The organism is Mycobacterium sp. SMC-2, from assembly GCF_025263485.1.
Lineage (GTDB): Bacteria > Actinomycetota > Actinomycetes > Mycobacteriales > Mycobacteriaceae > Mycobacterium.
The window spans coordinates 5,760,313-5,780,312 of record NZ_CP079863.1; the positions used below are offsets into that span (position 1 = coordinate 5,760,313).

A 20,000-nucleotide genomic window follows, 5' to 3' on the forward strand; every position below is an offset into this window, starting at 1 on the left:
TCGCCCTATCGCGGGCCGACGTCGCACGAGGAGGAACCGGTGGCCGTGCTTACCGACGACGACCGGATCGAGTTCCGGCTCTGGGTTCGCGATGGCCTGCAGCGACTGGCTCCGCTGCCGCAGACCCGCAGTCTTGCCGAGTGCGGGCGACGTGCCGACCCTGACCTGGTCAAGAGCCTCGCGGAGCTGGGCATCTTCGGATTCGCAGTTCCCGAACAGTACGGCGGCGTCGATGCCGGGGCGTCGGGGTTGGCCGCGTTTCTGATCGAGGCGGGGCGCTGCCTGTTGCCGGTGCCGTATCTAAGCAGTGCCGTGCTCGCTCCCGCTGCGATCCGATGGGCCCAGGCCGAGACACAGTTCGCCGAGTTGCTGGCCGGCATCGCCGAGGGTGCGGTGCGGGTGGCACTCAGGGTAGGGCCGCTTGATGACGCATCGCCGCGGGTCACCCGGGAGGGCGATGTGTGGCGGCTGACCGGGGACGAGCCGACAGTGCTCGAGGCCGACGTGGCCGACTGGTTCATCGTTGCCGCCCACACCGACACCGGTGTCGGGATCTTCGTCGTCGACCGCGCCGACTCCGGGGTTGAGGTCACCAATCTCGGCTCCCTCGATGTGACCCGGCCGGTGGCGGCCGTGAGCTGGCGACAGGCGCTCGCCGTTCCGCTGGGGCCGATGGGCAATAGCGCGCCGGCGGGGCCACTGCTGAACCGGCTGCAGGACCTCACACGCTTGGCCGTGGCGGCCGACGCCGTCGGTGGCGCCCAGCACCTGCTCGACATATCGGTCGACTACGCCAAGACTCGGATCCAGTTCGGCCGTCCGATCGGCGCGTTCCAGGCCATCAAGCACCGCTGCGCCGATCTATACGTGGCGGTGCAGGCCGCCACCGCGGCCGTGGAAGCGGCCTTCGAGGGGCTCGACCAGCCGCGGTCGTCGGTGCCGGTGCCGGCAGCCGTTGCCGAGATCACCGCGCTCGAGGCGTACTGGCAGGCGGTGCGTACCGCCATGCAGATACACGGCGGCCTCGCCCTGACCTGGGAACATGAGATAGGGCTCTACGTGAAGCGGGCCACCGCGTCGCAGCACCTATTGGGCAACCCCGACCAGGAACTCGCGCGCCTAACCGACCTGGTGCTCGCCGCAGACTACGACGTGGTGCAAGGACTCATCGGATGAGTGCCCGCGGGCGCTGGACCGACCTGCAAGGGCGACAGCTATGACCGATCAACGCAATTCGACGAAAGGTGTGCCGTGCGCACAATAGAAGGCCCCGACGAACTGCGGTCCCTGGTGGGCCAAGAGCTCGGCGTCAGTGACTGGTTGGCCGTCGATCAAGACCGGATCAACCTGTTCGCCGACGCCACCGACGACCACCAGTGGATCCACGTCGATCCGGCGAAGGCCGCCGAAGGGCCGTTCGGCACAACGATCGCCCACGGTTACCTGACTCTGGCATTGCTTCCCCCGTTGATGAACAACATCTTCGAGGTGACCAACAAACGGATGGGCGTGAACTACGGACTCAATAAAGTCCGATTCCCGGCCCCGCTGCCCGTTGATTCCCTGGTCCGGGTTCGGCTCGGCATCGCCGCTGTCGAGGACGTGCCCGACGGTGTTCAGGTCGTGTGGCAGGCCACCGTGGAACGTCAGGGTGGTGACAAACCGGTCTGCGTCGCAGAGTCGATCACCCGCCTGTACTTCTGAGTGCTCCTGCACCACCGACACCGAAGCCATCAAGGAGGAATACATGTCAAACCCTGTGCGGCTCGCTGACCGAGTCGCCGTGGTAACCGGTGCGGGTCAAGGGTTGGGCCGCGCGATCGCGATCCGTTACGCCGCCGAGGGCGCCCGGGTGGCCGTCGTTGACATCAACGAGTCGACGGCGCAGGGTGTAGCCGACGAGATCACCGCCAGCGGCGGTACGGCGATCGCCATACCCTGTGATGTGTCGCAGCGCCGCGTCGTCAACGACGCCGCGGCGCGCATCGCCGCCGAGCTGGGAACGATCACAGTGCTGGTCAGCAATGCAGGGCTGACGCGCCCGGCGATGTTGTGGAAAATGACCGACGAGCAGTGGTCCACGGTGCTCGACATCCACCTCAACGGTTCGTTCTACTGGCTGCAGGCCGTCGTCCCGGGCATGCAGGAAGCCAAGAAGGGCCACATCATCTTCACGACCTCCTCGGCGGGCATCAACGGGACAATCGGGCAGATCAACTACGCCTCGGCCAAAGCCGCACTGCTGGGCATGACGCGGTCGGCCGCCCGCGAGCTCGCCGCCTACAACATCGTCGTCAACGCGGTGGCTCCCGCGGCGGCGACTCCGATGACCGAGAATCTGCGGAGCAACGAGAAACTCAATGACAATTACCTGCAACGGATTCCGTTGAAGCGGTGGGCCGATCCCGAAGAGATCGCCGGCACCTACGTATTCCTCGCCTCCGACGAGACCGATTACATGACCGGTCAGGTGCTCGCCATCGATGGCGGCCTGGTGATGGTCCGGTGAGCGGGCAATGAGGCTGGAAGCAACCGACCTCAGCGTCGAGGAACTACGGCTTCGCGACGAAGTCCGCGCCTTTCTGGCGCAGCGACTTCCCGCCGGCAGCTACGACATCGGCCTCGGCTTCGCCGCCGCCAGCGACCCGGCATTCTCGGCTGACCTGGGTTCGCGGGGATGGCTGGGCATGGCGCTGCCCCGCGAGTACGGCGGCGGTGGGCGCACCGCCGTCGAGCGGCTCATCGTGGTCGAGGAGTTACTCGCGGTGGGAGCGCCCGTCGGCTGGCACTGGGTCGCGGACCGCCAATCGGGACCCAACATCGCCGCCAACGGCACCGATGAGCAGAAGCGCTACTTCCTGCCGCGCATTGCCAGTGGTGACTTCTCCTTCGCGATCGGGATGAGCGAACCCGACGCGGGATCGGATCTCGCTTCGGTGCGCACCAAGGCCGTCCAGGTCGGCGGTGGGTGGATGCTCAACGGGACGAAGATCTGGACCTCGGGCGCCGCCGAGGCCACCCATCTATTGGGGTTGTTCCGCACATCCGAGGACCGCTACCGCGGGCTGACTCAGCTCATCGTCGATCGCAACGCCGAGGGCCTGACCGCCTCGCCGATCCCGTTCATCGATGGCACCCGCCACTTCTGTGAGGTGTCCTTCGAGGACGTGTTCGTTCCCGATTCAATGCGATTGGGCGAGGTGGGCGCCGGCTGGGGCCAGAACACCGCCGAGCTCGTGCTGGAACGCGGCGGCGTCGACCGGTGGATGTCGGTGATGCCGGTGCTGCAGCACTGGGCGGAAAACCTGTACGGCGCGGTGCCCGGGTGGGCACGGGCCGAATTGGGTTCGGTTACCGCACGCTGCTGGGGATTTCACGGATTGTCGCTGTCGATCGCCCGGGCGGTGGACCGAGGCGAGTCTCCCACCGTGGAGGCTGCCCTGGCCAAGGAGATGGCCACCCGATTCGAGCAGGAATGCATCGAGATCGTGCTGCGGCATTTCGGGCGCACACCCGAACTGACGTCCTCCGACCCGTATGAGTCGCTGCTCGCCAGGGCTGTCCTCACCGGGCCGGCGTTCACCATCCGAGGCGGCACCACCGAGATCCTGCGCAACATCATTGCGAAAGCGTTGGTCAAACCATGAGCCAAACCGTCCATCGCGATTCCGACCTCGTTGGGCTGGTCCGGGATTATTTCTCCAAGACCTTCACCCCCGAGGTCATCGCCGGCGTCGAACGTGACGGTCCCTCACCACAGCTTTGGCGCTCCGTCGAAGAACTCGGTTTGCCCCTCGTCGGCATCGACGAGGACAGCGGCGGCTCTGGTGGATCACTGCTAGACCTGCTCGCGGTGATGGAGGGTGCCGGTCGCTATGCGGTGCCCCTGCCGCTGGCCGAAACCAGCCTCGCTGCCTACCTGTTGGCGCGGGCGGGGGCCGAGTTACCTGCCGGACCGCTTGCCGTCGTACCCGATCCGGGTGAACTCGCCCTTGCCGGCGGGCGACTGACCGGAACAGCAGCCCATGTTCCCTGGGTGCGTGGCGCCACCCGCATCGTGGCGGTGGTGCCCGATGAATCGGCCCGGGTACAGGTGGTCTCGATCAACCCCGAGCACCTCGATGTCACCGCGGGAGCCGACCTGGCCGGGATGCCGCGCGACACGATCCGGGCCCTCGACGTCGCGGTCAACTGCTACCCCGCCGAGACGGGTGTCGACGATGTCCTGCTGCGCGGAGCGCTGCTGCGCGCAGCACAGATGGCCGGTGCGATCACTGCGGTGTTCGAACTGACCAAAACCTACGTTGGACAGCGGGTCCAGTTCGGCAAACCGATCGGTATCTTCCAAGCCGTCCAGGCGCACGTCGTGGAACTTGCCCAGGCGTCGGCGCTGACAGCACTGTCTGTCGACCGGGCCGGGGCCGCCGCCCTTCGGGGGCCAGGGTCGTTTGAGATCGTCGCGACGAAGTCGCTGGCCAACCGCCATGCCGGCCTGGTGACAAGGGCCGCCCACCAGGCGCACGGCGCGATCGGGATGACGCAGGAGTACTCCCTACAACTGTTTTCACGGCGCCTGCACACCTGGCGTGGTGACTTCGGCGACGAGACGACGATGAACCTGCGCCTTGGCGCGGCCATAACTGAACGGGGCGGATTGACCTCTGCCGTGACATCCGCCGGTTCCACGATCGGAGTTTAAAATGACCCGCAACATCACTGTGAGTACCGACGACCATGTCGCGGTGATCGAGATCAACCGGCCTCCGGCCAACTATTTCGACCGTCAGCTCATCTGCGAGATCGTAGATGCGACAGGCGAACTGCACGCCCATGGCACACGGGCGATCGTCCTGTGCTCAGAAGGCAAGCATTTCTGCGCCGGGGCGAACTTCGCCGATGGCGAGATGGAGGGCGATCGGTCCCGTTCTTCGGGGCTGCTCTACCGCGAGGCGATTCGGTTGTTCGACGCGAAGGTGCCAATCATCGCGGCGGTGCAGGGCTCCGCCGTCGGCGGAGGCTTGGGGTTGGCCTGCGCAGCCGACTTCAGGGTGGCCACCCCATCGAGCCGGTTCCACGCGAACTTCTCGATGTTGGGCTTCCACCAGGGTTTCGGGCTCTCCGAGACGTTGCCCACCATCGTGGGCGCCCAACATGCGATGGACCTGCTCTACACCAGTCGACGCATCGATGGTCAGCATGCCTTTGAGATCGGACTGGTCGACCGGCTGGTGCCGGACGCGGAACTGCGGACCGAAGCGCTGAACTGGGCAGCCGAGATCGCGGCGGCCGCTCCCCTTGCCGTGCAGTCGATCCGGGAAACGCTGCGGGCCCCACTAGCGAACCGTGTTCGCGTGGTGCTGGAGCGTGAGCTCGGTCAACAGCAGAAGCTGTGGGCCACCAACGACAGCAAGATCGGCATCGCCGCCAACCTGGCCCGCGAAAAGGCGGTATTCACCGGTCAGTAGCGGCGGCGCGTACCGGCGCCGGTCACAGCATCTCGAATGCGGCGTCCACCTCATCGCCATCCAAAAATGCGCTGCCGACGACTTCGGTGAGCGCTTGGTGACCACCGAGAAGTGCGTCCAACGCGGCGGCGCGCTCGACGTATCGGTGAATGTCGCTTTCCCTTGTCAGGCCGATCGCACCGAACACCTGCACCGCGTGGCGCATCAGCACCGCTTGCGCGTGCCCGGCGCGGATCTTGGCGATCAGCGCCGCCCACACCTCTGCGTCGCTTCCCGCGACCGCGTAGGCGTTGTCGAGCACCGCTCGGGCACCGGCCATGGCTACGTAGGCCTCCGAAAGCCGGTGGCGGACAGCCTGAAAGGAGCCGATCGGACGTCCGAACTGGACCCGGGCCGCGGCGTGCGAGGTCACCAGGTTAAGTGCGGTGTCACAAACCCCGAGGATCTCAGCCGCCAAGGCGCGCCGTCCTGCCGCCACGGCGCGATCCCACTGCGCTGCCGCGCAGATGGCCTCAACGTCCTTCGGCACGACGGCGGTCACGATACGCCAGCCGCTGTCGAAGTCGAAGCCCCCCAGGGACTCGGCCGACACGCACAAGTCGGCGGCTGTCAGCGCAATGAGTCCCACTGCTCCACCGGGCAGCGTCGCGGCGATCACGGCCTCGTCGATGTCGGTGAGCGACCCGAGGCTCAGCCCGACGATCGGCTCGTCGCAGCGCAGCGCCACCGATCCCTGCGGTGGATGCGGATAAATGACCGCCCGACGCCGGCCGGTCGGCAATACCTCGGACAGCTCTGCCAGCATGACGTCGTCCAACGCGCGCGAGGATGCCAGTGCCCGACCGTGTTCGGTGAAAAGCAGCGTGACGGCGGTGGCGGGATCCTCGGCCAGAACCTCGGCCCAGCCCAGCTCGGCGAGCAGCGGCGCGATGTCCTGGGCCCCGGTCCGCTTTTCGAAGAGCTCACGCAGCGACGCGGCAATCTCCTCGCGGGTGGCGGCGTCGAATCCCGATGTCTGTACGGCGCTCACGTGGTTCGTTCCTTGGGCAGGTTCAACACTCGGTCGGCGATGATGCCGCGTTGCACTTCGGCGGACCCGCCCATGATCGTCGAGGCCCGGCTATACCACCAGTCGTCCCGCCATCGCGCCGCCAGAGGACCCTCGCCGAAGAGGAATTCACTGGGCAAAAGGTCGCGGGCGGCGTCGTGCAGGCCGGTCTCAACCGTTGCCAGCAGAATCTTGTCCACGCTGGCCTCCGGACCGACGCTTTCCCCGGCGGCGAGCCGGCGCACCGTGTTGGCGCTGCGCGCTTTGAGCGTGGCGATGTCGGTGTAGCACTCACCGAGCCGGCGCACGCCGCCATCGGGCAGTCCGTCGACAGCGTCACGCAACTCTCGCAGCTTGCGACCAGCGACAGTGGCACTCAACCAGGCATACATCGCCCGTTCGAACTGCAGCAGAAACATCGCGACCTGCCAGCCTTGTCCCTCATCGCCCAGCAGGCGAGATGCGGGCACCTCGGCGTCATCGAAGAACACCTCCGACAGTTCGTTCTGTCCACTGGCCATCGCGATCGGACGGATCTCGACGCCGGGAGTGTCGGTATCGACCATCACCATCGTCAGCCCGCGGTGCCGGCTCTCCAACGACCCGGTACGCACCAGGCAGATCAGACGCCGGGCGGTAGCCCCATGGCTGGTCCAGATCTTCTGGCCGGACAGCACATAATGATCACCCTGCCGGCGGGCCCGGCACCGCAGCCCGGCCAGATCGCTACCGGCGTCGGGCTCAGAGAACGACTGGGCCCACCATTCCTCACCGGCGAGATAGGCGGGCAGGAACTGCGCGCCCAGCGCCGGCGCGAACCGGAGTACCGCCGGCCCCAGGGTCTCCAGCAGCATCTGCTGCTCGGGTACATCCACACCCGCCGCGCTCAGTTCGTCATACAGCACGGCGCGATGCCGCTCGTCGCCGCCGCAGCCGCCCGCATCGACGGGCCAGCCGTACCGATTCCATCCACCCTCGAACAGCCGCGCCATCAGCGCCGCATGCTCGGCCATGTGCGTCTCGGTCGAGGGGTAGCAGGAATTGCGCCACCGCTGCAGACTCGGGTCCTGCCCGACGTACTCACGCACGGCGCGCCGATAGGCGGAGACGTCGGCGGTCAGCTCCGTCCGCATTGCAACGCTGCTCGAGGTCACTATGACGACTTCGCTTCCGCCGCCCTGGCCGCGGACCGTTCCAGGAAGCGGTTGACCAACGCCTGGTGCTCGGGGGTCTCGAACGAGTCGTACTCCTCAGACAGCGCGTACTCCAGCACCCCGGCAACCGCGCGCTTGATGTGCATGTTCAGCGCCCGCTTGGTGCTTTGCACCGCTTGCGGAGGCAGTTTGGCGATGCGTTGCGCCACGGCCAGCGCCTGATCGAGCAGGTCCGCGTCGGGCACCACCCGGTTGGCCAGCCCCAGCGCCACGGCCTGTTCGGCCGGGATGGGCTCACTGGTGAGCAGGTACTCCTTGGCCCGTAACATGCTCATCAGCAGCGGCCAGGTCGGTGCGCCGCCGTCGGCGGCGGTCAGACCGACGCTCACGTGCGGGTCGGCCATGTAGGCGCTCTCGGCGATCAGCACCACATCGCTGAGCACGGCCAGGTTGCAGCCCAGGCCCACGGCGGGACCGTTGACCGCGGCCACGACGGGCAGCGGGAAGTCGACCATTTCGGTCAACAGCCGCTTGGCGCCCTCGATCTCACGACGGCGCCGGGGCCGGTCGTCCCAGAGTTCGACGAAGTGCTGGAAGTCGCCGCCGGCGCTAAACGCCCGACCCGCGCCGGTCAACACCACCGCGCGCGCGTCCGCGTCGCCGGCGAGGTGGCGCCATACCGACTGCAGCGCGATGTGCAGAGGTTCGTTGGTCGCGTTCAACGCTTCCGGGCGGTTGAGGGTGACCACGCGAATGGCATCGCGCTCCTCGATCAGCAACTCAGGCTCGAATGGATTGTGCATGTGCTCCCCACTTATGGCGCCATCGGCAATCGGCACGAGCGCCCGCCGGCACGGTCTTTGGGAATCCTAGCTCCTTACTTGACGCCCTTGTCAAGTACTGAGCTAGCCCGTCCCTGGAGAGGTCCTGATAAACCATATTTGTCCAGTTCAAACGGTAACCGACAATAACCGACGCTTATGTCAACTCCTCCCGTAATTCCCGGGGACTGTGCGGCGGTGAAATCGGAGACCGACCGCTCTGCGCGCAGCGCGGTCACTGTTGCCACGTCCGCCATCGCGACGCGTCGCCCACTTCAACCTCATGCCTCGACGCCGACCGGCGCCTTCGTGGCGTACGCCGCGAAGTCCGGCTTGCGTTTCTCGGCGAACGCCCGGGCACCTTCCTGCCCTTCGGGCGACTCGTAGAAGAGGTCGACCGCGGACAACCCGAGGTTGCTCAGCCCCGCCTGATGATCGGTGTCGGCGTTGAACGACTGCTTAAGGAAGCGGATGGCCGTGGGGCTCAGCGCGGCGATCTCGGCCGCCCAGGACTTGGCTTCCTCGAGCAGCCGATCGGCTGGGACCACCGCGTTGACCAGACCCCAACGCTCGGCCGTTTCGGCGTCGTACTGCCGGCACAAGAACCAGATCTCGCGAGCCCGCTTCTCGCCGACCACTCGTGCCAGGAAGGCTGAGCCGAAACCCGCGTCGAAAGACCCGACCCGTGGCCCCGCTTGACCGAACGTGGCGTTGCCGGAGGCGATGCTGAGATCACACAAGACATGCAGCACATGACCGCCTCCGATTGCGGCCCCGTTCACGGCGGCGATCACCGGTTTCGGGATGTCGCGAATCAGCTTGTGCAGATAGCCGATTTCGAACAGCCCGCTCTCGGTAGGGCCGTAATCACCGGTCTCCGCGCGCTGTTTGACGTCACCACCCGCGCAGAATGCCTTATCACCGGCGCCGGTCAGGATGACTGCGCGCACGGAGTTATCGGCCCAGGCCGAACGAAAGGCTTTGATCAGTTCCTCGACCGTCTGGCCACGAAAGGCGTTGTAACGCTCGGGTCGATTGATGGTGATGACGGCGGTGGCGTTTTCCACCGAGTAGGTGATGTCGTCGTAGTCGGCCATTGGCATTCGCTTTCGGTCGTGGATCAGTGGGAGGGCAGTACAAGGTCGGCGGCCAGCGCCTGCAGGCGGATCTTGTCGACCTTCCCGCCGGGATTGATGGGAAGTTCGTCGACGATCAGCAGGCGTTCGGGGAACTTGAATTTCGCAAGACCGTGGTGGTCGAGAAACTCGGTGAGATCCGACAGCGTGGGCGGTTGGCCGCTGGCGACCACGACAGCGCAGGCACGTTCGCCCAGTCGCGCGTCGGGCACGGAGACAATCGCTACCGCCGCCACGGCATGGTGCTTGATCAGAACCGTTTCCACCTCGAGCGGAAAGATGTTCATTCCCCCGCGCAGGATCATGTCCTTGGCTCGTCCGACGATTCTGAGGTATCCGGCATCGTCGAACTCGCCGAGATCTCCTGAGCGGTACCAGCCGTCGGGATCCCAGTTGGCCAAGTCGTAATCCGGCTGGTTCAAATATCCATACGTGTTGTTGGCGCCGCGCCAGAACACCTCACCGGTCTGGCCCTGAGGCACCACGGAGCCGTCGGGTCCCCGCAACTGGACTTCCTCGCCCTCGCAGACTCGGCCGACGGTGGTCCATCGCGCCCACTCGGGATCGTCGAGGGTTGTCATGGTCGGCACACCGCCATCGGTGGTTCCGTAGACGTTCTGGACTTTGCAGCCCATCCGCCGTTCGACCTCCTCGGCGACGCGGGGCGGCAAGGGTGCACCGGCATTGTTGAACCGCGTGAATGCCGAGAGGTCGGCCGACTCCAGATCGAGGTCGAGCATCATCACCATCTGGGTCGGTATCGCGGTTGCGAAGGTGCACCGCTCGCGTGCGATCAGTTCCAGCGCGGGCTGCGGGCGCCAGTGCTCGAGCATCACGCTCGTCGCACCGATCAGCAGCGGCATCAGGATCGCGAAGATGTAACCGGTGGATCCCTGCCCGGCCGGTGCGATCGCGGCCGCCACGTCCTCGCGGGTAAGGCTCAACGCCGGGGCGGTCTGGTGCACCAGCAGCGTGATCATGTCGTTGCCGCTCCACAATGACGCCTTCGGCACACCGGTGGTACCCGACGAGCACATCACGTGCGCCGGCTCATCCGGATCGGCACGCAGTCGGTGCGCGGTGGCTGCGTCCAGCGGTTCGGTGGCACGGATCAGCGCTTCGAACCCGTCGGCGGCTCCCGTCCGGGCGTAGAGCACCTCGCGTAGATCCGGCAGCGTCGACCGCAAGTCGTCGTGCAGCGCCCGGACGTCGATATCACCATCGGATTCCACGCCGATCAATACCTGCGCACCGATCGTGTCGAGCAGCGCGCCGACCTCCGCGCGGCGCCATCGGGTGGGCATGGCCACGATGTAAGCGCCGATGCGGTTGGCCGCCAGGTGGACCAGCGGTATTAGGCCGCAGGTCGGCAGCTGCACAGCAACCCGGTCACCCGGTTTGACGCCGAGGTGCAGCAGCAGATTGGCCGCCCGCCGGGTCAGATCCGCGAGCTCTCCGTAGGTCCAGCGCACATGGTCGTCGATCAGCGCTAGTCGATGCGGGTCGCGGGCCACATGCTCGTCGAACATCTCAGGCAGTGTTTGGTCGCCCCAGATGCCGGCTTGGCGGTACCTGCGCGCCTGCTCCTCGTCGTGCCAGCGGTGGATGACCTTGTTCTTCATCGGGTAAATCCCGGTACGACCATCGTGTTTCGCAGTCGTCCCACGCCCTCGACTTCGGTCTCAACGATGTCTCCGACCGCGAGGTAGCGAGGCGGCTTGCGGATGAAGCCGACGCCGGACATGGTCCCGGTGAAGATCAGGTCGCCGGGATAAAGCGTGCAATACGTGGACAATTCGGCCACGATGTCGGGCACCGAATAGATCATCCTTGACGTGCGGGCGTGCTGGACTTGCTCACCATTGACCCAACAGGTGATGCCGATGTCGTCGGGGTTGGGAAATTCATCCGGCGTCACTAACCACGGCCCGGTCGGGCCGAAGGCCGGGTAGGACTTGGCCAAACCCCACTGACTGGCGGCCATCTGCCGCTCCCGCTCGGAATAGTCCTGGCCGCCCATCACTCCGGCGACGTGGTCCCAGACCTCGGTCTTCGCCACGCGATGTGCCACTGTCCCCATGACGACGACCAGTTCGGCTTCCCAGTCCACCGTGTTCTTGGGCAGCGGGACGTCGACGTTCGGCCCAGCGATCGAGGAGGGGAACTTCGAGAACACCTCCATCACCTCGGGCAGGGTGAAGTCGGCTTCCTCGGCGTGGTCGGGATAGTTCGCACCGATCGAGAAAACCTGGCGCGGCCTTGGTGACGGCGCTCCCAGGCTCTGCTCGTCGATCGGGTCGGCGGGAAAGTCAACCCCCGAGCCCGCCCAGCGCCGAAACTCCGGCCACCGGTCGTAGACGGCCGCCGGATCGGCCGAAAACAGACCGTTGCTGGCCTTCTCGACATCGATGCCACCGCCCTCGACCACCAACGTCAACCCGCCACCAACATTGGCTACACGCACCAGGATTCACCTCCGCGGCCGAATGGCCGATCGATTTCGGTCTTCACAGAATGAAACTGACCTTTCCCTGCGGCCGGAGTTCCTCGCAGTCCAGCGTGGCCCGACGCTCCCGGATGCGGAAGCCGCCGTCCGCGCCCCGTACCAGCACATGGCGGTACTCACCGGTGAACAGGTGTGACGCGCTGCGCCGGTACCGGTAGACGGCGAAGTTCGACAACACCTCGAAACCGTTCGCGCCGTTGTCGTGGACGCGCACGTTGGTGATCAACCGGCGGGTCCGTGAGCGTGGTCGCTCGACGAACGCCATCTCACTTTCCAGGCGTTCCACCCTTCCCACGATCTGTGGGTAGGAGTCGGCGATGATGAAGACGGTCTTGTCGGGAGTGGTGGAATCGATTGCGTCCGTAGACGGAACGAGGTAGGAACAGTCTTCGGTCAGCAGCTGCAGCCATTCAGGTAGCTTCCATGCGTCCAGTAACTCAGCCTCGTGATAGAGGAACGATTCGACTTCGTATACGGTGTCGCGGTCAACGGTCGCCGGATGGGAAGACAGCATCTTGGTCATGACTGCTCGGCCCCGGCCATGGCGACCTCGTCCGTCGCCGCAACGTCCGTCTGCCACTGGCGCCAGAATCCGCGCATCTGCTCCTCGTCGGTCAGACTCGGAACGTCCTTCCCTATTCCCTTGGAGACGATGTTCCACTCCGTGCCGCGCACGCGTCCGTAGGCTTCCTGGCAGGCTTCGATGACTTCGTTGTCGTCCGGAGTCGCGAAACCGCCTGGCCCCAGGAATTCGAGATACCCTTGGATGCGGTGTTTGCGCAGTTCTGGGTCCTCGCCGACGGGGGCCAAGCACCACGCCGTGACATCGGTGTGGTCGACGGCGACCGGATCGAGCACCCGCAACTGCAGCGATGCGGCGTCGATGATCAAAAGGTTGGGATAGATCAGAATGTTCTTGGAGGTCTGCCCCACGAGTTCGGCGGTCTCGTCGCCGAACTTGTCCACCAGCTCCGCGGCGATGGTGCGGACCCGCTGCTTGGCCTGGTCGCTCATCACCGCAACAGGTTTGGCGACCGACCGGCCGAAAGGCGCCTTGTAGCGCATCATTACGTGTCCGTTGCCAAGGCTCAGACCCACTCCGTCCAAGCCTCCGCCGAGATCGTAACCCCGGCTGTTGAGGTAGGCGAAATACGTCTTGTGCACGGCCATGCCGTGGTAGCCGTCGAGACTGTTTTCGACGATGAGCTTCCAGTTGCCGCCCATCCGGTAGATATGTGTTCCCTCAACCACTTCCATCTGTCCGGTCAGTGATTGGTCGATGACGGCATCCAGGTATGGCAGCACCGGAGCGAGGTAGTCGCGCAGCGGCTGGGCGTCACGGTTGAACGTGGCAAAGACAAAGTCCCGGTACACCTCGAATCTGGGCGAATCCAGGCTGAAGTTCGCGGGATCGAAACTGGGTGGGAACGATGCGCGCTCGGCGACACCGATCAACTCTCCCGAGTTCTTATACGTCCATGCGTGATACAGGCAGCGGAATCGCTCGGCATTTCCCTTGGGCTCGCGACAGACCAGCGCACCACGGTGACGGCAGGTGTTGAAGAAGACCCGAAGCTCACCGCTGTTGTCCCGGCACATGATCAGCCGTTCTCCGACCACCGTCCGCGCGACGAAGTCACCCGGGCGAGCCACCTCGGTGGCGTGACCCACGTACAGCCACTTATTGGTGAAGATGGTCTTCTGTTCGCGTTTCAGATGTTCCTCGTCGGTGAAGACCGACCGATGTACCCGGAAATCTACACCCGGGGTTTCGACGACCAGATCCTTGTATCCGTTGCCAGTCATGCGAGCGTCGACCCCCCATTCACACCGACCACCTGGCCGTTGATGAATCCCGCCTCGTCGCCGGCGAGAAACTCGACGAGAGCCGCGACCTCACTCATCTCCGCAGGCCGGCCCATCGGGATCTGGGAAACGAAGCGCTGGGTCAGTTCGGGCTGCTCCCGCAGGAACCGCTCGAATTCGGGCGAGCGGACAGCCGGAGGCGCCACCACGTTGAAAGTGACACCGTGCTTGCCGAATTCGCGGGAAAGGCTGCCCGCCACCGCATGCACGCCACCCTTGGCCGCGTTGTACATCGCATGGTCCTCGAGGCCGTTGCGCACCGAATCGGCGCCGATGAAGATCACCCGGCCCTTGCCGGCCTCGAGCATCACCGGCAGCGCGGCCAGCGTCGATCGCAGCGCCGTCCACAAGTTGCGATTGATGGTGGCTTGCAGGGTTTCCTCGGTGTGGCTGAGCGTCGGGCGGATGACGCCGCCGCCGGCGTTGTTGACCAACACGTCGAGGCGACCGAAGACCGAGACCGCTTGCCGTACCATCTGTTCGGCCGCTTCCCGGGTGCTCAGGTCACCGACGCTGGTGATCACCGGCGCGGCGTGATCGCCTTCGAGCTTGGCGGCCAATTTGGCCAGGCCCTCGTCGTTGCTGTCGGCCAGCACCAGTGATGCGCCCGCCGTGGCGAATCGCTCACTCAACGCCGTCCCGATACCGCCCGCGGCGCCGGTGACGATGACACACTTGCCGGTGAATGCGCCCATCTCAGCTGTCCCCTGCCACCTGGTAGACGCCGAAGACCTTGTTCGAGGTGAACAGGTCGGTTTCGATCATCTCCATCCACTCGGGACGAACGCCGAGGCGGTCGACGGCACCGGCAAGGCAGAACCAGTTCAGCATCTCGTGTTGCCCGGCCCGCTCGACCTCCTGAAGGGTTACATCGCGCCAGGCGGCCGGTTTGTCACCGTTAAGTTGCGCGAACAGCTCCCGGTCCCGGGCCGTGTCCGGAAGCAGGAAACGGCTCGCCTCGTTGAGGAAGGCGTGCGACCAGCTCGACGAGGCGACCAGGGCCACCCGTGACTTGCTTTGCAGACAGATCTCGGCCACCGCGGCACCGAGGTCGAAGCAGCGAGCCGGCGCAGGTGCCGGTGGATCCAGTTCGGAAATGTCCTTGGGCATGCTGCTCAGATAGGCCAAACCGCCCTTGTGTTTGACCAATCGACGGCCGTAGCAGTTGATGGAAAAGAACAACGACGCATAGGGGAAGCCGTCACCGGCCCAGTCGAGGTAGCGCAACGTGTTTGCGAACGCGGCCGGCATCGGACGGTCGGGCAGGGGCTGGTAGCTATAGGCGACGTCGAAGCCGCGGCTTAGCAGTTCGGTGGTGAGTTTCTTGCCGGCCCGAGGCGCGCCCTTAATCGGATACGGCGTGTCTTCTGGCTCGCCCCACGCATTCGACCGGCCCTTGTAGAACGGCCGTTGCCATAACCGCGTTTCCAGGTCGTCGAAAGCACATACCGCGAACGGCGGCACGCAGTCCTCATGGAACAACTCATACTGATCGTCACCCCAGATCAGCACGACGTCGGGCGCGAAGTCGTCGAGAGCGTCACGCACGCGTTGAAAGTTCTGACGCAGCTCCTCGCGGTGGGCTGCCGCCGCGGCCAGGCCATTGTCGTCGCCCAGTTCGCGCACAAGCAGACTCGAGAGCGCGGCCGGGTCGCGCTTCTCCTCCGGCAGCTCAGGATCCCGCAACGCCCACCGAAATACATCGGCCATCCGCTCGTCGGGCAGCGCGAGCGGCGGGAAATGTGTGGCACCTACAGCCAGTACAGCACCCATGATTCGGTGATCCTCCTTGATCGCTGTTCAAGCCCCTGCGCCGCAGCGCCGAACAGATCCAGCTCCTCACCAAACTTGTGGCGTTGTGGGGAGCGCTGAATCTGATGAACGAATAGTATCGATAATACACATATCCTACAATATGTTTCATATGCTGAGTTGCATTACCATCGTTGTTACCGAGCACGTCTGTCCAGCAGGGCGGCTGAGTGCCAGAAAGGGAGGCGATACCTTGGCTACCAGGGCGACCACCGAGGCGAAGATCTTCAATGGAGCTTTGCGCGCGCTTGCGCGTCAGGGACCGAAGAAGCTGGCGATGAGCGACATCGCGGCCGAGGCGGGGGTCTCGGGTGGCACGCTCTACCGGTACTTCAAGAACAAGGAAGACCTCCTCGAGGCGCTCGGGGATCACTTCGTCATGAGGTTGCGCGGGATCTTGCAGGGGGCGATTGCCGAACAACCCGATCCCGCCGATCGTCTGCGCTTGGTCGTGGACATCATGTTGCGTTATTGGCAGGACAATCCGGCGACGGTCCAACTCGGCCAGCTCGAGCCCGGTTTCGTGATCGCTTATATCAAGCAAGTTTCACCGCAGCTGTCCGCCGTCCTCCATGACGCTTTGGAGCCCGCTCTCGCCGAAAGCCCGGCAGTCCGGCTCGGCTTGGCGACACCGGACGAAATCGTGGACCTCATTGTGCGGATGGCTTTTTCGCATTACTTCATGCCTGCCAAGGACTATCGTGAGCTGCGCGACCTGCTGGTCGCGCTCGGGAGTTCGGCCGGGCTGGAACCGAAGAAGACCCGGACCAGGGCGGGTCGCAAAGCCGCCAGCTGACGGTTACGACTGCTTGGCGCCGACGACATTGCGCAGCACACCGATGCCTTCAATTTCCGCCTCGACGACATCGCCTTCTCGGAGGAATCGGCCGTCCTCCATCCCGACACCGTCCGTGGTGCCCGTGAACACAATGTCACCCGCGTTGAGGGCGACCCTCGCGACGACGTAGTCGAGACACTCATCGAGGTTCCAGATCATCTTCGCGGTGCGATCATGTTGGCGCTCTTCACCGTTGACGCGTAAAGAGATGCCCACATCGATCTGGCCCGGTCCGCCGAACTCATCCTTGGTGGTGATCCACGGCCCCACTGGGGTCGCTCCGGTGAGCGCCTTCATCGTGAACAGGTCCAGTCCGCCCATAGGCGACGCGGCGTCCCTGGCACTGACGTCGTTGCCGACGGTGTAGCCCAGCACGGCGTCGGTGAGGTGCCCGTCGGCCTTGCTCGCCGGCCTGGCCATCACAGCGACCAGCTCGACCTCGAAGTCCAGCTGGTTGGTGATCGCGGGATTTGCCAATTCGTCGTCGTGCCCGATGATGGCCGCTTGCGGTTTGAGGAAACCCACGGTGCTGGGTGGCCGCTCGGTGACACCGAGCTTCTCCAGGTGAGTCCAGTAGTTCATTCCGACCCCGACGATCGTGGACGTTGGGGTGATGGGCGGCAAGAGGCGCACGTCCTCAAGCGCCACCGGTGGACCCGCGAACTCGAAAGCCGCTTGGCCCTCGGACGCGGCGGGGCCCCAATCAGCTATCTCACCGCGGACCGGCTGTACCGTGCCGGCCCCGATATCGACCAGCGCCCACGAATCATTGTCCTGGAAGCGGATTCTCGCGATTTTCAGGGTGACCCCTCCAGCCGTATGTCCACGTGCACTGTCTGCCCGATCCCGCGATCAAGGAACCGCGGGCGGGCGCGGTAGACCAACCCAAAGTCGCTGCGGGTGAACTGCCCTCGTCCGATGAAGATCGGCCTCGCAGCGCCCCCATCGTGGATGAACCGCTCGGCCTGAATCCGCAGTGGTACGCGGCGGGTAACGCCCATGAAGGTCAGTTCTCCGTCCAGCAGAAAGCCTTGCGGATTGCCGCCCGTATCAGGGGTGACTCCCGTCGAATGGTATTCCGCGGTCGGATGGTTCGCTATGTTTAGCAGCGAAGCTGCGCGAATCGCCTTGTCACGGCCCTTGCTCTTCGTATTGACCGAGCCAAGGTCGATCGTTGCGATCACGGCCGAAGCCGTCGGGTCATCGGCGACAACGATCTGTCCCTCGACCCGCAGGGTGCCGCGCACTGTCTGCACACCCAGGTGCTTGACCGTGAACCTCAGCGTCGACCGGACCGGATCGATCGCCCATGTACCTGCCACATAACCCGGAATCTCCGTCGCAGAAGGCAATTCGTAACCCTGCCTCACAGATAGATGGCGAGGTTTTGCACGCCGAGCGTGGCCTGCTCGAAATAGATGGTGCGCGACGCGATTTTCCATTCATCGCCTCCGCGCAGGATGTCGACCCGCCTGGCCGGAAGTATCTCGAGCTTCGGGTCGTCGTAGCGAGATCGCAGCAAGACGATGGAGCTGTGCACTTCGTACTCGCCTGCCAAGCCCGTCTGGTAGGCCCGCACCTTGTGCACGATCCGTTGGGTGCGTGACAGCGGATTCTCAGCCCAGGCGCTGTCGGTCTGCGTCATCCGCATGATCTTGAGCATCAGCGTCATGATGTTCTCATTGAACAGATACATCTCTGATTCGAAGACGCCCATGTTCCGGTGATCACGTGTGGTGCGCACCGGCGCCCGATAGACGATGTCGGGCGCGAGCAGACCGGCCCAACCGGTCAGGTCATCGGAGTCCAGCAGTGCGGACTCGTCTTCGAGAAACGCTACGATCTCGAAATGGAGCGGATCGGTCATCGGGATTCGTGCCCCGCGCGGCGTCGGGTAGCTGACACCCGATTGGGACTGGGTGTCGATGTCCGGTGCGGTCTCTGCAGTCACCACGGTCTCCCTTCCATGAACTCGCTGTAGCGCAGCCAGAAGTTCCACTGCGTGTCGTCCTTCGGGAATCCGGCGTAGACCTGCCCGGGCCCCGGCCAATCGGCGGGCTTGTTCTCACCGGTGATCGCCTGATAGCGAAGTTTCGACTGGCGGCCCAGAGCGCCGCGTGCGGCATGGCTCTGCATCGGCCAGGTGTCGGTGTCGTCGGCCTCGACGAAGCCGCTTATCCCGAACGTCGCAGCGGTCATCAGATTCATGGATTCGGCGAGCTCTTTTGGTGCGTCACGTTCGACCAGAGTCCAATGGAACAACTCGAAGTGGTCCGGTCCCTTGGGAACCCACACCCGCCAACTGAAGAACGCCGAAACGGTTCCGTCCGGGAACTGGAACGGCATCGCGAAAACTGCGACGTTGGGAAACAGCTGACCCACCTGCGGGGTGAACTGCGTAAGCACTTGGAGTTGCCCCTCGTCAAAGCGCTGGGGCAAGTCCTCGACCATGTCGGGCGACATTCCCGGCGGTGGCGCCAGCCGTAGCCGCTCCATCGGTGACATCGCGGCGAGATTCTTGCCCTTCATTGCGGTGAGGTAATGCTCTTCGGTCAGGTCGAAGCATCGTACGAAGTGGCCGTTGAAGCCGGCGCTCACACCGGCCATCGCCGGCTCTTCCGCCGCCGCTCCCAGCAGCGCCAATTCCTGCATCGAACGGTGCAGCGACAGGGTGTGGAAAATGTCTCCGGCAAACTGCTCGGCAGCGCACTTCCAGTTGGCGGGGATGATGAAGCGCTGCGGATGACCCAAGACTGTCATGCCGCGCCGGGTTCGGTCGAACATGAGATCCCAGTACCAAGTCATCGGGCCGAGGTATTCGCGCAGCGACGGCGCGCTGTCGTCGAACGTCACGAAGATCATGCCCGTGTAGGTGTCCACCCGCCCGCGGCGCAAGCCCAACTCGCCTTTGCTGCGCAATTCGCCGTGCATGGTCTCCCGAGCGATGGGAGACGCCAGGAAGGCGCCGTCCGACTTGAATACCCAGCCGTGGTAAGGGCACTGAAACTGCTTGGCACTGCCGGCTTCGAACCGGCACACGCGTGCGGCACGATGGCTGCAGACATTGAGCACCGCCGTGATGCTCCCGTCGGCCGCCCGGCTGACGATGACCTGGTCCTCCCCGACGTAACGCACCACGTAGTCGTCGGCGTTGGGGATTTCATCCTCGTGGGCTACGACCGTCCAGGCCCTGGCGAACACGTGTTTCAATTCCAGCTGATAGAGCTCGGGATCGTTGAGCACGCGCAGCGACACCTCGCGATAGTCCTGGTCGATCAGCTCCGACAGCGGGGTCCCGTCCGCGAGGACCAGTCCGGTTCGAGCGTGTTTCACCTCGTCGATAGTCACGACGCT

At 64.8% G+C, this 20,000-nt stretch carries 21 protein-coding genes; 7 read left to right on the plus strand and 14 right to left on the minus strand.

All coding sequences use genetic code 11. From position 1 onward, the window contains the following. Positions 1–39 precede the first annotated feature (39 nt). From KXD96_RS27055 to KXD96_RS27080, 6 genes are all read left to right on the plus strand, one after another. Positions 40–1,176, plus strand: coding sequence for an acyl-CoA dehydrogenase family protein (locus tag KXD96_RS27055; protein WP_225601101.1), 1,137 nt, complete (start codon positions 40–42; stop codon positions 1,174–1,176). 75 nt (positions 1,177–1,251) lie between these two features. Next, on the plus strand, positions 1,252–1,704 hold the full coding sequence (locus KXD96_RS27060; protein ID WP_085242909.1) for a MaoC family dehydratase: 453 nt from the start codon (positions 1,252–1,254) through the stop codon (positions 1,702–1,704). 43 nt (positions 1,705–1,747) lie between these two features. Beyond that, positions 1,748–2,509 (plus strand): SDR family NAD(P)-dependent oxidoreductase, encoded by a 762-nt coding sequence (locus tag KXD96_RS27065; RefSeq protein ID WP_225601102.1) that lies wholly within the window; start codon positions 1,748–1,750, stop codon positions 2,507–2,509. A gap of 7 nt (positions 2,510–2,516) precedes the next feature. After that, complete coding sequence (locus KXD96_RS27070; protein WP_225601103.1) at positions 2,517–3,647, plus strand: acyl-CoA dehydrogenase family protein; 1,131 nt, start codon at positions 2,517–2,519, stop codon at positions 3,645–3,647. After that, positions 3,644–4,699, plus strand: coding sequence for an acyl-CoA dehydrogenase (locus KXD96_RS27075; protein ID WP_225601104.1), 1,056 nt, complete (start codon positions 3,644–3,646; stop codon positions 4,697–4,699). The genes KXD96_RS27070 and KXD96_RS27075 overlap by 4 nt, the downstream gene beginning before the upstream one ends. Position 4,700: 1 nt before the next feature. Then, positions 4,701–5,465 (plus strand): enoyl-CoA hydratase/isomerase family protein, encoded by a 765-nt coding sequence (locus tag KXD96_RS27080; protein ID WP_225601105.1) that lies wholly within the window; start codon positions 4,701–4,703, stop codon positions 5,463–5,465. 22 nt (positions 5,466–5,487) lie between these two features. Here the strand turns inward: KXD96_RS27080 and KXD96_RS27085 are convergent, their stop codons facing one another. From KXD96_RS27085 to KXD96_RS27130, 10 genes are all read right to left on the minus strand, one after another. Next, complete coding sequence (locus KXD96_RS27085) at positions 5,488–6,495, minus strand: acyl-CoA dehydrogenase family protein (RefSeq protein WP_225601106.1); 1,008 nt, start codon at positions 6,493–6,495, stop codon at positions 5,488–5,490. Then, positions 6,492–7,646 (minus strand): acyl-CoA dehydrogenase family protein, encoded by a 1,155-nt coding sequence (locus KXD96_RS27090; protein ID WP_225601107.1) that lies wholly within the window; start codon positions 7,644–7,646, stop codon positions 6,492–6,494. Before KXD96_RS27090 ends, KXD96_RS27085 begins: the two co-directional genes overlap by 4 nt. Positions 7,647–7,666: 20 nt before the next feature. Further along, positions 7,667–8,470 carry an enoyl-CoA hydratase/isomerase family protein gene (locus KXD96_RS27095; RefSeq protein ID WP_225601108.1) on the minus strand — a complete coding sequence of 268 codons (804 nt, stop codon included), beginning with the start codon at positions 8,468–8,470 and terminating at the stop codon, positions 7,667–7,669. A 299-nt stretch (positions 8,471–8,769) separates the two neighbouring features. Further along, complete coding sequence (locus KXD96_RS27100) at positions 8,770–9,585, minus strand: enoyl-CoA hydratase-related protein (RefSeq protein ID WP_085242916.1); 816 nt, start codon at positions 9,583–9,585, stop codon at positions 8,770–8,772. A 23-nt stretch (positions 9,586–9,608) separates the two neighbouring features. Further along, on the minus strand, positions 9,609–11,246 hold the full coding sequence (locus tag KXD96_RS27105; protein WP_225601109.1) for an AMP-binding protein: 1,638 nt from the start codon (positions 11,244–11,246) through the stop codon (positions 9,609–9,611). Further along, positions 11,243–12,088: a fumarylacetoacetate hydrolase family protein gene (locus KXD96_RS27110; protein WP_260741981.1), complete on the minus strand. Its 846-nt coding sequence runs from the start codon at positions 12,086–12,088 to the stop codon at positions 11,243–11,245. Before KXD96_RS27110 ends, KXD96_RS27105 begins: the two co-directional genes overlap by 4 nt. Positions 12,089–12,131: 43 nt before the next feature. Further along, positions 12,132–12,653 (minus strand): aromatic-ring-hydroxylating dioxygenase subunit beta, encoded by a 522-nt coding sequence (locus KXD96_RS27115; protein ID WP_225601111.1) that lies wholly within the window; start codon positions 12,651–12,653, stop codon positions 12,132–12,134. Next, positions 12,650–13,936 carry an aromatic ring-hydroxylating dioxygenase subunit alpha gene (locus KXD96_RS27120; RefSeq protein WP_225601112.1) on the minus strand — a complete coding sequence of 429 codons (1,287 nt, stop codon included), beginning with the start codon at positions 13,934–13,936 and terminating at the stop codon, positions 12,650–12,652. Before KXD96_RS27120 ends, KXD96_RS27115 begins: the two co-directional genes overlap by 4 nt. Then, entirely contained in the window at positions 13,933–14,691 is a 759-nt protein-coding gene (locus tag KXD96_RS27125; protein ID WP_225601113.1) for an SDR family NAD(P)-dependent oxidoreductase, read from the minus strand. Before KXD96_RS27125 ends, KXD96_RS27120 begins: the two co-directional genes overlap by 4 nt. Before the next feature lies 1 nt (position 14,692). Beyond that, positions 14,693–15,769: an extradiol ring-cleavage dioxygenase gene (locus KXD96_RS27130; protein WP_225601114.1), complete on the minus strand. Its 1,077-nt coding sequence runs from the start codon at positions 15,767–15,769 to the stop codon at positions 14,693–14,695. Positions 15,770–16,001: 232 nt separating this feature from the next. On the opposite strand from KXD96_RS27130, the gene KXD96_RS27135 reads away from it, so the two are divergent. After that, the gene (locus KXD96_RS27135; protein WP_225601115.1) at positions 16,002–16,604 is read left to right on the plus strand and encodes a TetR/AcrR family transcriptional regulator; all 603 of its coding nucleotides are present in this window, start codon (positions 16,002–16,004) and stop codon (positions 16,602–16,604) included. Between the two features lie 3 nt (positions 16,605–16,607). Here the strand turns inward: KXD96_RS27135 and KXD96_RS27140 are convergent, their stop codons facing one another. The 4 genes from KXD96_RS27140 to KXD96_RS27155 are packed head-to-tail and all read right to left on the minus strand — an operon-like array spanning position 16,608 to position 19,994. Next, positions 16,608–17,447 carry a fumarylacetoacetate hydrolase family protein gene (locus tag KXD96_RS27140; RefSeq protein WP_085242923.1) on the minus strand — a complete coding sequence of 280 codons (840 nt, stop codon included), beginning with the start codon at positions 17,445–17,447 and terminating at the stop codon, positions 16,608–16,610. Then, entirely contained in the window at positions 17,444–18,016 is a 573-nt protein-coding gene (locus KXD96_RS27145) for a YceI family protein (protein ID WP_225601116.1), read from the minus strand. The genes KXD96_RS27140 and KXD96_RS27145 overlap by 4 nt, the downstream gene beginning before the upstream one ends. Beyond that, positions 18,013–18,597 (minus strand): aromatic-ring-hydroxylating dioxygenase subunit beta, encoded by a 585-nt coding sequence (locus tag KXD96_RS27150; RefSeq protein ID WP_225601117.1) that lies wholly within the window; start codon positions 18,595–18,597, stop codon positions 18,013–18,015. Before KXD96_RS27150 ends, KXD96_RS27145 begins: the two co-directional genes overlap by 4 nt. Further along, positions 18,594–19,994, minus strand: coding sequence for an aromatic ring-hydroxylating dioxygenase subunit alpha (locus KXD96_RS27155; protein WP_225601118.1), 1,401 nt, complete (start codon positions 19,992–19,994; stop codon positions 18,594–18,596). The genes KXD96_RS27150 and KXD96_RS27155 overlap by 4 nt, the downstream gene beginning before the upstream one ends. Positions 19,995–20,000 lie beyond the last annotated feature (6 nt).